Source organism: Pseudomonas viridiflava (genome assembly GCF_900184295.1).
Lineage (GTDB): Bacteria > Pseudomonadota > Gammaproteobacteria > Pseudomonadales > Pseudomonadaceae > Aquipseudomonas > Aquipseudomonas viridiflava.
This window is the reverse complement of sequence record NZ_LT855380.1, coordinates 2,602,285-2,616,665: the sequence shown is the minus strand read 5'-3', so window position 1 is coordinate 2,616,665 and position 14,381 is coordinate 2,602,285. Positions and strand designations below refer to the sequence as shown.

At 59.4% G+C, this 14,381-nt stretch carries 18 protein-coding genes; 12 read left to right on the top strand and 6 right to left on the bottom strand.

Annotated features, from left to right (window positions below):
- Positions 1–18: 18 nt before the first annotated feature.
- Positions 19–1,251 (bottom strand): acetyl-CoA C-acyltransferase, encoded by a 1,233-nt coding sequence (locus tag CFBP1590_RS12030; RefSeq protein ID WP_088235102.1) that lies wholly within the window; start codon positions 1,249–1,251, stop codon positions 19–21.
- 205 nt (positions 1,252–1,456) lie between these two features.
- Between CFBP1590_RS12030 and CFBP1590_RS12025 the strand changes: the two genes are divergently transcribed.
- Positions 1,457–1,936 carry an LEA/WHy family protein gene (locus CFBP1590_RS12025; RefSeq protein WP_088235101.1) on the top strand — a complete coding sequence of 160 codons (480 nt, stop codon included), beginning with the start codon at positions 1,457–1,459 and terminating at the stop codon, positions 1,934–1,936.
- 43 nt (positions 1,937–1,979) lie between these two features.
- Here the strand turns inward: CFBP1590_RS12025 and CFBP1590_RS12020 are convergent, their stop codons facing one another.
- The gene (locus CFBP1590_RS12020; protein WP_004882073.1) at positions 1,980–2,234 is read right to left on the bottom strand and encodes a hypothetical protein; all 255 of its coding nucleotides are present in this window, start codon (positions 2,232–2,234) and stop codon (positions 1,980–1,982) included.
- A 153-nt stretch (positions 2,235–2,387) separates the two neighbouring features.
- Between CFBP1590_RS12020 and CFBP1590_RS12015 the strand changes: the two genes are divergently transcribed.
- Positions 2,388–2,705 carry an ElaB/YgaM/YqjD family protein gene (locus CFBP1590_RS12015; protein ID WP_004882072.1) on the top strand — a complete coding sequence of 106 codons (318 nt, stop codon included), beginning with the start codon at positions 2,388–2,390 and terminating at the stop codon, positions 2,703–2,705.
- A 74-nt stretch (positions 2,706–2,779) separates the two neighbouring features.
- Here CFBP1590_RS12015 and CFBP1590_RS12010 read toward each other — a convergent pair whose 3' ends face one another.
- A complete protein-coding gene (locus CFBP1590_RS12010; RefSeq protein WP_029243424.1) occupies positions 2,780–3,130 on the bottom strand; it encodes a hypothetical protein in 351 nt (116 codons plus the stop codon).
- A 268-nt stretch (positions 3,131–3,398) separates the two neighbouring features.
- On the opposite strand from CFBP1590_RS12010, the gene CFBP1590_RS12005 reads away from it, so the two are divergent.
- The 8 genes from CFBP1590_RS12005 to CFBP1590_RS11970 all read left to right on the top strand — a co-directional run bounded on the left by CFBP1590_RS12005 (position 3,399) and on the right by CFBP1590_RS11970 (position 10,335).
- Positions 3,399–4,466: a M4 family metallopeptidase gene (locus CFBP1590_RS12005; RefSeq protein WP_004882067.1), complete on the top strand. Its 1,068-nt coding sequence runs from the start codon at positions 3,399–3,401 to the stop codon at positions 4,464–4,466.
- A 19-nt stretch (positions 4,467–4,485) separates the two neighbouring features.
- A complete protein-coding gene (locus tag CFBP1590_RS12000; protein ID WP_088235100.1) occupies positions 4,486–4,785 on the top strand; it encodes a protealysin inhibitor emfourin in 300 nt (99 codons plus the stop codon).
- 243 nt (positions 4,786–5,028) lie between these two features.
- A complete protein-coding gene (locus CFBP1590_RS11995) occupies positions 5,029–5,658 on the top strand; it encodes a paraquat-inducible protein A (protein WP_025994587.1) in 630 nt (209 codons plus the stop codon).
- Positions 5,655–6,269 carry a paraquat-inducible protein A gene (locus CFBP1590_RS11990; protein ID WP_088235099.1) on the top strand — a complete coding sequence of 205 codons (615 nt, stop codon included), beginning with the start codon at positions 5,655–5,657 and terminating at the stop codon, positions 6,267–6,269. Before CFBP1590_RS11995 ends, CFBP1590_RS11990 begins: the two co-directional genes overlap by 4 nt.
- Positions 6,262–7,938, top strand: a complete 1,677-nt coding sequence (locus CFBP1590_RS11985) for a PqiB family protein (RefSeq protein ID WP_088235098.1) — start codon at positions 6,262–6,264, stop codon at positions 7,936–7,938. The genes CFBP1590_RS11990 and CFBP1590_RS11985 overlap by 8 nt, the downstream gene beginning before the upstream one ends.
- The gene (locus tag CFBP1590_RS11980; RefSeq protein ID WP_058431655.1) at positions 7,935–8,558 is read left to right on the top strand and encodes a PqiC family protein; all 624 of its coding nucleotides are present in this window, start codon (positions 7,935–7,937) and stop codon (positions 8,556–8,558) included. Before CFBP1590_RS11985 ends, CFBP1590_RS11980 begins: the two co-directional genes overlap by 4 nt.
- A 286-nt stretch (positions 8,559–8,844) precedes the next feature.
- Positions 8,845–9,294 (top strand): helix-turn-helix domain-containing protein, encoded by a 450-nt coding sequence (locus tag CFBP1590_RS11975; RefSeq protein ID WP_029243428.1) that lies wholly within the window; start codon positions 8,845–8,847, stop codon positions 9,292–9,294.
- A 228-nt stretch (positions 9,295–9,522) separates the two neighbouring features.
- Positions 9,523–10,335 carry a class I SAM-dependent methyltransferase gene (locus CFBP1590_RS11970; protein ID WP_088235097.1) on the top strand — a complete coding sequence of 271 codons (813 nt, stop codon included), beginning with the start codon at positions 9,523–9,525 and terminating at the stop codon, positions 10,333–10,335.
- Here the strand turns inward: CFBP1590_RS11970 and CFBP1590_RS11965 are convergent.
- Both CFBP1590_RS11965 and CFBP1590_RS11960 read right to left on the bottom strand, forming a co-directional pair.
- Positions 10,322–11,233 (bottom strand): LysR family transcriptional regulator, encoded by a 912-nt coding sequence (locus CFBP1590_RS11965; protein WP_088235096.1) that lies wholly within the window; start codon positions 11,231–11,233, stop codon positions 10,322–10,324. The genes CFBP1590_RS11970 and CFBP1590_RS11965 overlap by 14 nt on opposite strands.
- Before the next feature lie 84 nt (positions 11,234–11,317).
- Entirely contained in the window at positions 11,318–11,854 is a 537-nt protein-coding gene (locus CFBP1590_RS11960) for a 2,4'-dihydroxyacetophenone dioxygenase family protein (protein WP_088235095.1), read from the bottom strand.
- A 273-nt stretch (positions 11,855–12,127) separates the two neighbouring features.
- On the opposite strand from CFBP1590_RS11960, the gene CFBP1590_RS11955 reads away from it, so the two are divergent.
- On the top strand, positions 12,128–12,574 hold the full coding sequence (locus CFBP1590_RS11955; RefSeq protein ID WP_004882045.1) for an Rrf2 family transcriptional regulator: 447 nt from the start codon (positions 12,128–12,130) through the stop codon (positions 12,572–12,574).
- Between the two features lie 186 nt (positions 12,575–12,760).
- Complete coding sequence (locus CFBP1590_RS11950; protein WP_029243432.1) at positions 12,761–13,411, top strand: NADPH-dependent F420 reductase; 651 nt, start codon at positions 12,761–12,763, stop codon at positions 13,409–13,411.
- 11 nt (positions 13,412–13,422) lie between these two features.
- Here the strand turns inward: CFBP1590_RS11950 and CFBP1590_RS11945 are convergent, their stop codons facing one another.
- Positions 13,423–14,343, bottom strand: coding sequence for a LysR family transcriptional regulator (locus tag CFBP1590_RS11945; RefSeq protein WP_032664096.1), 921 nt, complete (start codon positions 14,341–14,343; stop codon positions 13,423–13,425).
- Positions 14,344–14,381: the final 38 nt, after the last annotated feature.

Here is a 14,381-nt window from a genome sequence, read left to right as displayed (position 1 = left end):
AGCTGTTGATTTAAATAACTATTCAATTACTTCAAGCGCAACAGCCGTTGCCTCGCCACCGCCGATGCAGATAGCCGCGATTCCACGCTTGAGTTTTCTGCGACGCAGGGCCGCCAGCAAGGTCACGATGATGCGTGCACCCGAGGCACCAATGGGATGACCCAGCGCACAGGCTCCGCCATTGACATTGACCTTGTGGTGCGCAATTTCCAGGTGACTCATGGCGACCAGAGGCACGACGGCGAAGGCCTCGTTAATTTCGTAGAGATCCACATCATCCACCGTCCAGCCTGTCTTGCCGAGAAGCCGCTTGATCGCCCCAATCGGAGCGGTGGGAAACAGGCCAGGCTCGTCGGCGAACGCGGCGTGAGCATGAATAACGGCGAGCGGCTTCAGTCCCCGGCGCGCGGCTTCGGAATGACGCATCAACAGCAACGCAGCGGCACCGTCGGAGATCGAACTCGCGTTGGCCGCCGTCACCGTGCCGCCTTCGCGGAACGCCGGCTTGAGTGTCGGGATCTTGTCCAGTCGCGCCTTGGGCGGCTGCTCGTCATGGGCAATCAGGTGCAGTTCCTTGCCGACAGTGACCTGCACCGGAACGATCTCGGCGTCGAAATGCCCTTCTGAAATGGCCTGCTGGGCGCGGGTCAGGGAAGCGATGGCAAACGCATCCTGCGCCTCGCGACTGAAACCATTGTTCTGCGCGCAATCCTCGGCGTAGGTGCCCATCAGGCGGCCCGGCTCATAGGCGTCTTCCAGACCATCGAGAAACATGTGATCCAGCACACGACCGTGGCCCATGCGATAACCGCCACGGGCGCGGTCCAGCAGATACGGTGCGTTGGACATGCTTTCCATGCCGCCTGCCACGACAACGCTTGCACTGCCCGCCATCAGCAGATCATGAGCCAGAATGGTGGCCTGCATACCCGAGCCGCACATCTTGTTGAGCGTGGTGCACAGCGTGGCCTTGCCCAGACCCGCGCCCAGCGCGGCCTGTCTGGCGGGCGCCTGACCGAGGCCTGCGGGCAGCACGCAACCGAACAGGACTTCTTCAACGTCACGGGGGTCGATACCGGCACGCTCTACGGCGGCGCCGATGGCCAGCGAGCCCAGGCGTGTGGCACTCAGGCTCTGCAGTTCGCCCTGAAAACCGCCCATGGGCGTGCGGACAGCACTAACGATGACGACAGGATCTTGAGCAGGGTTTTGGGCAGGGTTTTGATGAGGGGTTGTCCTTTCGATGGACATGGCTATCTCCAGTCTTGTTGTTATTGGATCGCTGAAATCATCAACCTGCGCGCAGCACGACGCAATGGTTGAAACAGGCAGATTAGCGGGTAACGGCGCGGACGTTGAATCTTCGGGGTCATCCGACGGGCCTTTCACTTGCCCGCGAATCTCTTGACAGCCATGCGGTCTGAAGGTGACTGACGCCACGCCGAGGAACCGGACAATGTCGCTACACCCAATGCGCCTCGTGCTTTCGGGCCTTCTGATGCTGGCGCTGAGTGCATGTACCCTGCTGCCCAATCGCGATCCGTTGACCATCAGTGTGGTGGGCATCGACCCCTTGCCGGGTCAGGGACTGGAGTTGCGCATGGCGGTGAAGCTGCGCTTGCAGAACCCAAACGAGACCGCCATCGATTACAGCGGCGTGGCGCTGGATCTGGATGTGAACGGTCGGTTGCTGGCGTCTGGCGTCAGCAACCAGCGCGGTTCCATCGGCTCGTTCTCCGAAGCAGTTCTGGTGGTGCCGGTCAGCGTCTCGGCCTTTGCGGCCCTGCGCCAGGCGCTCGGCCTGAGCCAGACCCAGCGACTGGACAACCTGCCCTATACGCTACGCGGCAAGCTGGCCGGCGGCCTGTTCGGTACCATGCGTTTCAAAGACAGCGGCACGCTGGACCTTCGGCAGGCGGAAGGCGATCCCTGGTGATCGAAGGCCAGGGATAACGCTGTCTGCCTGATTGTGTGACGGCTTACTTGGCCGCCGCCATCAGGCGATTGACTTCACTGCGTACCATGTTGGCGTATTCCGGCGGGCTCATGGTGTCCAGCTCGGAGCGAACCCACTCCGACCATTTACCCTTGCGCTTGGCACGTTCGCCCATCAACCGCGCTGCCTCGCCCTTGGCCTTGCCGAGATTGCTCTGCCACAGGTCGAACAGGCGGGATTTTTCATCTTCGATAGCGGCGCGTTCAGGAAGGGGCCGATTGGCCAGATTGAAACTCATAACGTTCACCTACGACTAAAAACGGCTGCATCTTACACCCGTAATGGTGTTTCTTTGCAGAGCCCTGCGTCAGGTCATTCAAGCCGGTGCAACTTTTCGCGAGGACCGATACTCCATTGATCACTATTGCCATCACTTGAAAAGGAAAATGCCATGGCTCGCAAGACCTCTGCCCAAACTGCTGCCGATCAGATCAAGGATCAGGCGTTCAGCGACCTGCAGGCACTGATCGAGGAATCCGACAAGCTACTCAAGGACAGCGCAGCGCTGGTAGGCGAGGACGCAGAGACCCTGCGCGCGCAACTGAGCCTGAAGCTCAAGCAGGCACTGGATTCGGTGGCGAGCGTGCGTGATCGCGCCAAGCCGGCGGTGGATGCGACCGAGACTTACATCGGTGGCCATCCATGGCAGACCGTGGCCATTTCTGCCGGCTTCGGACTGGTCGTGGGCTTGCTGCTGGGCCGTCGTTGATCGACACACCGCACCAGGCGTAAAAAAGGGCGTGATCGCTGCACAGCGATCACGCCCTTTTGCTGTCTGGTGCCTCAGCGGGTGTACTGCACCACCGAAGGCGTGGCAAAACGGTGTGATTTGCTGACCTTGGCCTGCAGGGCGACACGCTGCTCTTCGGCTTCGGCCTCGCTCGGGTAAGGACCGAGCAACATTTGCTGCTTGCCGTCGATCGTGACGATGACGGGCACATAGCTGCGCTCGAGCAGCCAGGCACTGGTATCGCTGACCGCCTCTCTGGAGTTCATCTGGATAAACCACTGCGGGCCGGTAACCGGCGCCGTCTGAACCGTGTCCTGGGACTTCTCCCGGGCAGGAGTTCTGGAACCGCCTGCATCGCATCCGGCCAGTGCCAGCACCGCCATGATCATTACCGTCTTGCGCACGTGAGTCTGCTCCTCGTCTGAAGTGGCGCGAGTCTAGCATTCCCGGCGCGTGGATCGAGTGGCTGTGTCGAGGTGACGCAGGTCGACCGCCCTTCCCGCAAACGCCCGGCCAGACTGAATATTGGCGAACGCGCCAATCATTTGCCTACCGGTCATCATGTAATGAAATATTTCTTTGGCATAAAACCCGTCTTTCACCTGTCAAACCTCTCGCGACCATGTTGACCGGTGGCTTGCTGCTATCGGTGCATTACTACAGGAGTTTCACATGTGCGATAGACATCCCCTGCATTGCTTCATTCCGCCTTACATGCTCGAGCATATGGCGCAGTCCTCACAGCCCGGTATCAGCGCACGGGCCATCGCCAACCTGACCGGCAGCTCCGCATTCCTGGCTTCGCGCCTGACCGCCCGGACGATGCCGTCGATGCATGCCATAAAATCACCGAGCGGCACCAAACACCGGGTGATCCACGATGCCAAAGGCACCGATCAGTTGCCGGGTAAAGTGGTGCGTTCCGAAGGCCAGAAGGCCACCGGCGACAAGGCCACCGATGAAGCCTATGACGGTTCGGGTGATGTCTACGATTTTTATCAGCAACTGTTCGAACGCAACTCACTGGACGATGCAGGCATGGCGCTGGTCTCGACCGTGCATGTGGCCGAAGTCGATTTTCAAGGCGATTACGTGCCCCTCAGCAACGCGTACTGGAACGGCAGCCAGATGGCCTATGGCGATGGCGACGACCTGGTCTTCAAACGTTTCACGGGCAGTCTGGAAGTCATTGGCCACGAACTGACGCATGGCGTGCAGAGTTTCACGTCCAATCTGGAATACCGTGGCCAGTCGGGTGCCTTGAACGAACATTTCGCCGATGTCTTCGGCATGCTGGTTCGCCAGTGGAAAGAAGGCACCAGCGCCGAAGAATCGGACTGGGTTGTTGGCAAGGAACTGCTGGTCCCTGCCCCGACCCGCCGCGGGATTCGTGACATGGAGAAACCCGGAACCGCTTACGCCAACGACCCGGATCTGGGCGACGACCCGCAGCCCGCCACCATGGCTGACCTGTACACCGGTGCCAAGGACCGGGGCGGCGTGCATATCAACTCGGGCATTCCCAATCGCGCTTTCGTACTGGTCGCCAAGGCGCTCGGCGGAAATGCCTGGGAAGTGGCAGGCAGAATCTGGTATGAAACAATGCTGGAGCTGGCATCGGACAGCCAGTTCGCCGATTGCGCCAGAATCAGCATAAAGGTCGCCAGCGACCCCCGTTTCGGTGCAGACGCCAAAAAAGCCGTTCAGGCCGCCTGGAAGAAGGTCGGGGTCAAGGTCTGAACATTGAGGAGGTGTAGCGATGAAGGTGTGTCTGGTCCAATCGGGCGGTTTTGCCGGCGCGATAAAACGGTGTGAGGTGGACACCTCCACCCTCGAACAACCCGAGGCCGAACAGCTTGAACGGCTGGTGAGTGACAGCGGACTGAACAAGTCGGGGGAAGCCTTCAATGAAGACGGACGCGACCTGAATCAGTACGAAATCACCATCGAGGACGATACCCGAGCCATCTGCATGACCTTCGACGAGCACAGCGTCCCTCAGGCTGCGCGGCAGCTGTTGGGCTATCTCAAACAACGCGCCAGACCAGGCAAGCCTTGACGGTGGCCCGTCAGCACTGCCCTGTTCAGAAGCATGGACAGTGCTGACAACGGTGCCATTGGCTACATGGGGCAATCCATAGATAATGGCCCGATGACATGAACCACCGCCAGCCTCCGCGGTCAATCATGCAGCCCTGCAGGGTTGTGACGGGACGCACAGAAAAAAACACTGCACAGCCAATAAAGAGGTATCTTTCCGAACCTCCGATCTTCCACCCAGAACTCTGCATCAACGGCGTCGATGAGCACTGTGCATTCCACGAGACACCCACCGGACCTGATCATCTGCGAACACTGCGATTCGTTGTATGAAGCCCAACCGTTGAAACCCGGCGATGCCGCGTTCTGCCTGCGTTGCCGCGCAGTGCTCGGCCGGGGACGGCGCATGAGCATCGAGCAACTGCTGGCCCTGACCATTGCTGCCGCGATCTTCTTCGTCTTCGCCAACATCTTTCCGGTAATCAGCATCAGCATGAAAGGCCTGACCAACGAGGTCACGCTCTGGCAGTCGGTCGAGGCGCTGGCCCAGGGACGCATCACCATCATTGCTCTGGTAGCAGGCGTCGCGATCATCTTCGCCCCGCTGCTACAGATCGCCCTGCTGTTCTGGGTGCTGCTGCATGCCAACAGGGGCGTCATCGCGCCGGGCTTCAAGACCTGCATGCGCGCACTGGAACACCTGCGCCCCTGGAGCATGCTGGAAGTGTGCATGCTGGGCATTCTGGTGGCGATCATCAAGCTGGCAGGCATGCTCGATGTGCACCCCGGCGTAGGGCTCTGGGCCATGGCGATGCTGATGGTGCTGATCCTGCTGATCGCCAACAAGGGGATTCGTGACCTATGGGACGAACTGGGAGTCAAGGCTGAATGAACGGCATCCCTTTCGCCCATGAACACAAACTGTGCCTGTGCCACACCTGCGGTTACGCCTGTCAGGAAGACGCCAGCCGCTGCCCGCGCTGCGATTCGCCGGTGCACCGACGCAAGCCCAACAGTGTCGTTCGCACCTGGGCCTACCTGATCGCCGCGCTGATTTTCTACATTCCGGCCAATACATTGCCGGTGATGTACACCTCACTGCTGGGCAACAGCAGCCAGAACACCATCATGAGCGGCGTCATCGAGTTCTTCGAAAGCGGCTCGTGGGACATCGCCATATTGATCTTCGTGGCCAGCGTAGTCGTGCCGTGCATCAAATTTCTGGTGCTGGGCATGCTGCTGATCACCTGCCAGCGCCGCAGCCGCTGGGCCATGCGCGAACGCGCCCGTCTTTACCGGTTCATCGAACTGATCGGCTACTGGTCAATGCTCGATGTACTGGTCGTCGCCCTGGTGGCATCCCTTGTGCAGTTTCGTGAGCTGAGCACCATCGAGCCGCGGATCGGCATTCTGTTTTTTGGTTTGGTTGTGGTGATGACGATGTTCGCCGCCATGAGTTTCGATCCCCGGCTTATCTGGGACGCAGAGGTTGAAGATGTCTGACAATACCCTCCCCCCTTCTGCTTCGATGCCCCGCCCCGAGGTTAAGCGGCGCCGCGTGCGCATTTCGCTGATCTGGCTGGTGCCTATCGTCGCAGGGCTGATCGGCCTGTCCATGGCCTTTCATGACTGGATGAACATCGGCCCGAGGATCACCGTGAGTTTTCTCACGGCAGAAGGTCTTGAAGCCAACAAGACTCAGGTCAAGTACAAGAACGTGGTCATTGGCATGGTGACCGACATCACCCTCAGCGATGACCGCACCCATGTGCTGGCCACCATTGAGCTCAATAACACTGCGCACCCGTTTACCCGCATCGACAGCCAATTCTGGGTCGTACGGCCGCGCATCGGTGCACATGGCGTATCGGGCGTCGACACCCTGCTGTCCGGTGCTTTCATCGGCGCGGATGCGGGCAGCGCGCAGGACACCAAGAATGAGTTCACCGGTCTGGAAACGCCGCCCCCGGTGACGTTCGGCGAAAAAGGCAAGCGCTTCATTCTGCATACCGACGACCTTGGGTCGCTGGACATTGGCTCGCCGATCTATTTCCGCCGGATTCAGGTGGGTCAGGTGGTCGGCTATGAACTGTCCAAGGATGGCCGTGGCGTCGATATCCAGATTTTCATCAGCTCACCCAATGACCAGTACATCACCACCGATACCCGTTTCTGGAACGCCAGCGGCGTGGACGTCACCGTGGGCGCATCGGGCCTCAAGATCAATACTCAGTCGCTGACCTCGATCATCTCCGGCGGCGTGGCATTTCGTGAACCCAACTGGAGCCCGGACTCCAAGCCGGCCGACGAATATGCCGAATTCAAGATATTCGACGATCAGGCCACCGCGCTGGCCCCGCCAGACGGCGAGCCCCGCTACATCCGTATGCGCTTCAATCAGTCGCTGCGCGGCCTGACCGTCAACTCCCCGGTCGACTTCCTGGGGGTCAATATCGGCAAAGTGGTCTCGGTGGATCTGGACTACGACCCGGCCACCAAGACGTTCCCAGGCATCGTCGGCGCAGTGATCTACCCCAAGCGCCTCGGTGCAGCGGAATCCAAGCTCCAGGAACTGGGCGGCAAGGGCGACGAAGATGAACAGTCGGCCAGGGTTCTGGGCGCATTCGTCGCCAACGGACTGCGTGCGCAGGTTCGCAACGGCAACCTGCTGACCGGCCAGCTGTACATCGCCATGGAGTTCGATCCGAAGGCACAGAAGGTGACGTTCAACCCCAAAGCCCGTCCGCTGGAGATACCGACCGTGCCGGGCAGCTTCGACAAACTGCAGGAACAATTGCAGGCGTTCGTCGAGAAACTCAGCAAACTGCCGATCGATCAGTTGGCCGCCAACCTCAATGGCAGCCTGAGCGAGCTTCAGAAGACCCTCAAACAGGTCAACAGCAGCATCCTGCCGCAAATGCGTGGCACCTTGCAGCAGGCGGAAAAAACCCTCGGGACCGCCAACGACTCGCTGGCCGAAGACTCACCTGCGCGTCAGCAACTGGGCCAGGCAATGGATGAAGTACAGCGCACAGCCCGCTCGGTTCGCGTGCTGACCGACTTCCTCAGCCGCCATCCCGAATCGCTGATCCGCGGTCGTACCGGCGATGCTGCCCCGCGTTCATTCAATGCACCCTCTTCATCCCGAGCCATTGCGGAGCCGAACCAATGACCCTGCGCCTTAAACTGGCAGCCCTGACCGCTGCGCTGGGCATCAGTGCCTGCACCTCGACCCAGACTCATTACTACACGCTCATCGCTCCGATGGCGTCGAACACCGCTGCGGCCAGCCAGGCCGCGCCGTTCCAGTTCGAAATGCTGCCGGTGATCATGCCGGTACAGGTCGACCAGCCGCCGCTGGTGGTACGTCAGGGTGATGGCAGTCTGGCGATACTCGATACCGAGCGCTGGGGCTCGCCGCTGGGCGACGAATTTCATGACGCGCTGACGCCTCAGCTTGAGCGCCGCTTCGGCAGTCGCGACATGGCAGGGCTTCCCAAGAATACCGAGCAGCCCCTCTTGTCCATCCGCACGGACGTGCGGCGCTTCGAATCGGTGCCCGGCAATTACGCGCTAATCGATGTGGTCTGGACCCTCACCCAGCGCAGCGCAGGCGCAACAGCAGGCAGCAAACGCACCAACCTGACCTGCAGCAGCGTGATCCGTGAACAGGCGGGAGCAGGCATGGAAGGCCTGATCATTGCGCACCAGAAAGCCGTTGGCCGTCTGGCGGAGAAGATTGCCGGCACCGCTGAACGTTGGGCCCAGCAGCCCACTGCACGCTGCCTCTGACTGCACAGATAATCGAGGCCTTGAACGGCCTCGATCAGTTCTTTGAAACGCTAGACTGAAGCCTGCTGAAACAGTTCAACTAAGTACAAAACGATATCATTTCGTTCAAACCCTCTATTACAATGTGCCAGCATTATCAGGCGCTTGCCTGAAGTTGCGCACGCGCTCTACGGCGTAATGGAACCGGAACGAGCTCCGGTCGTTGTCATACACGCTGGTCGGCAAACCTTAATTATTGCGGTACTGCCGAGACAATGTCGGTGGACGGTGTCTTGAGGACAGATATATGACAGGAATTGGTCCACGACTTAAACGGGAACGGCTGCGGTTGAAGCTCTCCCAGAGTGCACTCGGTGCCATTGGGGGCGTCGAAACCAACGCCCAGGGCAACTACGAAAATGGTATACGCTCTCCCAGGGCCGACTACCTGTCACGCATCTCGGATGCTGGCATTGATGTCACTTACGTTGTTACCGGGTTCAGCCTTGAACGTTCTACCCCGCAGATAGAAACCCACGGAAACACGCACTCGGAACGGCTGAATCGCGTACTTGGTCGTCTGCACGGCAGCCTGCACGAAGTGACCCAGAACCTTTATCACGTCACCCGACTGGTCGAAGCCCGCTCCGATGACGAGAATCTGGACAGATCACATCTGGAAACCATCAAGGGCGATGCCGAAGCGATCACCCTTGCCGCTGTACGCCTCATCTACATGACCTCCAGAATAAAGTAGCCTCGTAGAATCCGGTTACAAAGCCGGGCCGCAACAAACGACCATTCACCCCTTCGCTTACAGGCATAGCCGACACCACCGCTATGCTTGATCACTCAGGCAAGTGCACCTCGGGCACTGACTGGGCGTCCTTGAGCCGCCCGGTCGATCTCCTCACATGCCATACCGTTGCCGATCTTCGCAGTCAGGGTGCCTGCCTCTCCAATCTGTCAGGAAAGGACACCTATCATGCACACCCCAACCGATCTGCAAGTCATCAAGGCCAGGCAGAGAGAAGCCTGGAGCTGCGGCGACTACACCGTCATCGGCACCACGCTATCCATCACCGGCGAGCTGTTGGCTGAATCCTGCGATTTGAACCACGACGAATACGTGCTCGACGTCGCTGCCGGAAACGGCAACGCGACACTTGCAGCCGCACGACGAGGCTGCATCGTGACGTCTACCGATTACGTAGGCGCACTTCTGGAGCGAGGCCGGGAACGGGCACGCGCCGAGCATTTCGACGTAGCGTTCCAGGAAGCCGATGCAGAAGCGCTGCCGTTCGAGGACGCAACATTCGACGCCGTGCTATCGACCTTTGGCGTGATGTTCACGCCGGATCAGGAACAGGCTGCGACAGAACTGACGCGGGTCTGTCGGCCAAACGGTCGCATCGGATTGACCTGCTGGACGCCAGAAGGCTTCGTCGGTCAGATGTTTTCAACGCTGGCCCGCCATGTCCCGCCTCCCGAGGGTGCGGCAAAGCCGTCGAACTGGGGCGTAAAGGGCCATATTCACCAGATGTTCGCACGCGAGGCTGCTGAAATCCGCAGCAACCTCAGACTGTTCAACTTTCGTTACCGGTCAGCAGAACACTTCGTAGAGATATTCAGCCGCTGGTACGGCCCGGTGCACAAGGCATTCAAGGCGCTTTCCAAGGTTGAGGCAGATAATCTGAAGACTGATCTAACCGAACTGCTCACCCGGATGAACCGCTCTTGCGGAAAGTCGCTGGTCGTTCCAGCGGAGTATCTGGAGATCGTGATCACTCGCAATTGACGCGCCAGGGATGCCTGCGCCACTTGTCCTGAAAGAAATCGATGAAGGTTCGGATTCTGGGACTGAGGTGTTTTCGGTCCGAATACAACAGGTATATCGGCTCGACGACCTCTGGACTGAAAGCATCCAGCACTGTCACGAGCGTACCGGCCTGCAGGTCCTGGCTGACATGGAAGTCAGCCAGCCTGACGATGCCGGCGCCCGAGAGCGCCATGTCACGCAGCAGGTCGCCCTGGGTGAAGGATGCACGTGCGGTGACCGGGACCGAAACGCCTTCGCCGTCCTGTAGAAACGACCAGGTGTTCCAGGGGCTGACAAAGCTGAAATTGAAGCAGCGGTGGTTCAGCAGATCGGTCGGGACCGTCGGGACACCGTGTCTGGTCAGATAATCCGGCGAGGCACAGATCAACCACTGACACTCCCCGATACGTCTGGCAATGCGCGACGAACTGGGCAGAACGCCGCTGTGAATCGCGATATCCAGGCCGTGCTCGAAGTGATCGACGAATTGCGCACCCAGTTGAATCTCCACGTCCAGCGCGGGATAGCAATCCAGAAACTCCGGAAGCCATGGCACGATCTGGTGCCTGGCGAATGAAGTCATGGTATGGATACGCAACGTACCACTGACCCGGGACGGCAATGCCTCGGCCAGCGAGTCGGCCTCGTTCATGGCATCAACCACCGCTCTGGCACTGAGCAGATAAGCGGCACCTTCTTCAGTCAGGGTGAGCATTCGCGAACCGCGCTGGAAAAGCCTGACCTGAAGCCGGTTTTCCAGGCGCGAGATCAGTTTGCTGACAGCAGACGGTGTCATCTGGTGCTGACGGGCCGCGGCCGAAAAACTGCCAGATTCGGTGGACCAGATGAACGCCAGCATCTGGGAATAATGATCCATGCACGCTCCTGCCGATTGAAAGACTGTTTGAATGGTTCCAAAGGACAAAACGCGCCGAAGCGCGTTCAGCCACTGCATCCACATCTAGCGGATGAACTGCTCGATGTAATCCGCCGGCAAGCCCAGCGAAGCGTAGTGGGCCCGAGCCGCCTCAAGTTTGGTGAACACGTCCTCATAGGCTACGGCGACACCCTGAGGATCGACATAGGTGTAACCGCCCTGCACGTGAAACCAGGTGATCATCTCTTCGACGTCTTCGGGAACGAACAGGGTGTGGGTTTCGCCGGGTGGCTCATAGGCAAAGGAGCCTTCTTCAGCCACCCAGTCGTGCTCCAGATAATACCAGCGACCCTTGAGAACGATTGCGTGCACGCCCCCGCTGTGACGATGGCGCGACAACACGCCGGCCTGCCGCACGCGCAACAGATTGATGTAATAACCACCGGCAGTATTGAGCAGCAGCGGCTTGAACGATACGGTCCGGGTCACCGGCACCCAGAGTTCGTTATCCTCCAGCCACTGGGTCATCACACCTGGGTGGACCATGTCCGGCGTCATGAACGGAACTTGAGGCAGTTGATAGGGAACGGCGAGTTCATCAGGCTTGATCGGGGTATTCACGGTGCATCCTCTCTGTTGATATTCCGCAGATCACGATCAGCGTCAAACGCTGTGACCTCGGCTGACAAAAAGGTTAGAGCAGCACCTGTGCACTGAAAACAGCTGGCGGGGCACAGCTGCTGTGACGTCAGTTCACAGCTGGGCGGCCTGTTTCACACCTCACTCTCACTTACGGACATCGCCTCGAATAGCCCAGACGACCGCATGCGATTTTCAATTGCCGGGCATTGCCGGTAATGTGCCGATACCGAAACATACCGAAAGCACCCAGAAATGCCGACCAGCACCCGATTTGCAGTCTCTGTCCATACCCTCTCCGTGCTTGCCGTTCGCGGCGGGCGTCCTGTGCGGTCGGAGGATCTGGCTTACAGCGTCAATACCAGCGCGGTGGTTGTGCGGGGGATTCTGTCGCGCCTGACTGCAGCCGGACTGACCACTTCGCAGCTCGGCGCAGGAGGCGGCGCACTGCTTGCGAAGCCTGCCGAAAGCATCAGATTGCTCGATGTGTACAGAGCCGTGGAGGACTCGGAAATATTTTCCCTGCACCGCACGCCACCGTGTGAAAACTGCGCCGTCGGCGGCAACATTCTTGAGGCCCTGCGGCCCGCATTGACACGCGCACGTGAAGCGCTGGAATCCGAGCTGGCCGCCGTCAGCATTGCGGACATTGCCAGTGAAGTCGCAAGACTGGGCAAGTTCGAGATACCGTTCGAACTGTAAAAACAGTCGCCCGCCCGCTCCTTCTAAAAATTGAAGACAAACCCCAAAGCGCAGATAACTCAAAAATAAGTGTTGATGTGTCGGTTACACATATATACGATGAGGTCTCACTTGATCGAGCCAACGTTCGATCATCAGGGCGTCCGGATTCAACCTGAGCCCCTTCTCGAAAAGACAGGAATTAGCATGACGACGATAGGCATTCTCGGTTCTGGCGCCCTAGGCTCCAACGTGGCACGCGCGCTGGCCAATGCAGGCGTTTCGGCAATGATCGCGAACAGCCGCGGTCCGCAGTCGTTACAGGCGCTCATAGACGAAACCGGCCCGCTGATCAAAGCCGTCACGGCTGAAGAAGCGGCCAGTGCCGATGTCGTGCTGATCGCCCTGCGCTGGAGCGCTCTGCCTCAGGTACTGGGCACACTGCCTGCCTGGAACAATCGCATCGTGATTGACGGCACCAACGCGGTCGAGTTCCTCGATCCTCAATCCCCGGATGCAACCGACCCGAGCAACCCGCTTGCCGCCTACGGCATCAAGGCCATTGACCTTGGCGACAGGCATTCGAGTGAAATCGTCCGTGATCTGGTGCCTGGCGCACGGCTTGTCAAAGCCCTGAATCACCTGGACGTACAAGTGCTCACACAACCGGAAGTCGCGGGCGGGCAACGTGTGCAGTTCTATTCTGGCGACGACGCTGACGCCAAGGGCGTGGTACGCGGGATCCTAGAAAGCGCGGGTTACTTCCCGGTTGACTTGGGAGCGCTGGACGTCGGCGGAAGGCTGGCCACCCTGCCCTTCGGCCCGCTGGCCGCCATCAACTTCGTCAGAATCCCTTGAGACCCGTCTGTTTATCCATTAATTGACTGCGCAGGAAACTCGTTCATTCGCAGCTTCTCCATGACCAGCTCTATGAACGCAGAAACCGCCAGTGGCAAATGCTGGCGGCTCGGGTATAAAACGTGGAGACCATGGCTGGTGCGCTGATACCTGGGCAGTATCGGCACCAGTCGACCGGCTTTGAGGTCGGAAGCGATCAGCGCCATTGGCAGCAGTGCAATCCCCAGCCCCGCCAGCGTCGCCCGGCGCAGTGCCTGAGCTGTGTTGGCATTGAACCGACTGGCGAGCTGCACGGCATGCTCGGTGCCTTGCGGCCCGACCAGCCGCCAGGTCGTCAGCCCGCTGGGATGGCCAGTACTGACGCAGTAATGATCAATGAGATCCTCCAGCCCTTCGGGCATGCCATGTGCCTGAACGTAACCTGGGCTGGCAACCATCCCTTCCGTACCTGCCGGAATCAATTGACGGCCGACATAACCCGAGTCCAGCAATGGCCCGCCCCTGAACGCAATGTCCAGACGCTCGGCGATCAGATCGGAGCGTGCATCGGCAAGGACGAATTCCAGCTGCACTTTCGGGTATCGGGCAAGAAAATCGGCAACCCACTGCATCGAAAAAAAGTCGAAGAAATCAGCCATCGCGGCAACCCGCACCTTGCCGCTGGGGATTTCGCCGCTTGAAACGATTCGCTCCCCTGCATCGATCAGACCATCCACCGCCTCTTTGCAGCGCTCGAAAAAATCCTGCCCCGTCTGTGTCACGACCAACTTGCGCGTGGATCGCTGCAACAGTCGCGCGCCCAGCTGTTCCTCGAGTTGCTGAACGCGGCGGCTCACCGTATTGGAAGGCACGCCAAGCTGCCTCGCGGCCTGCGCGAAGCTTCCGTTGCGTACCACTTGGACGAACAGTGCGACGTCATTGAGGTCAAGCATCTGCCGATCGATTCCCTTTAAATATGGATGGGTCCATC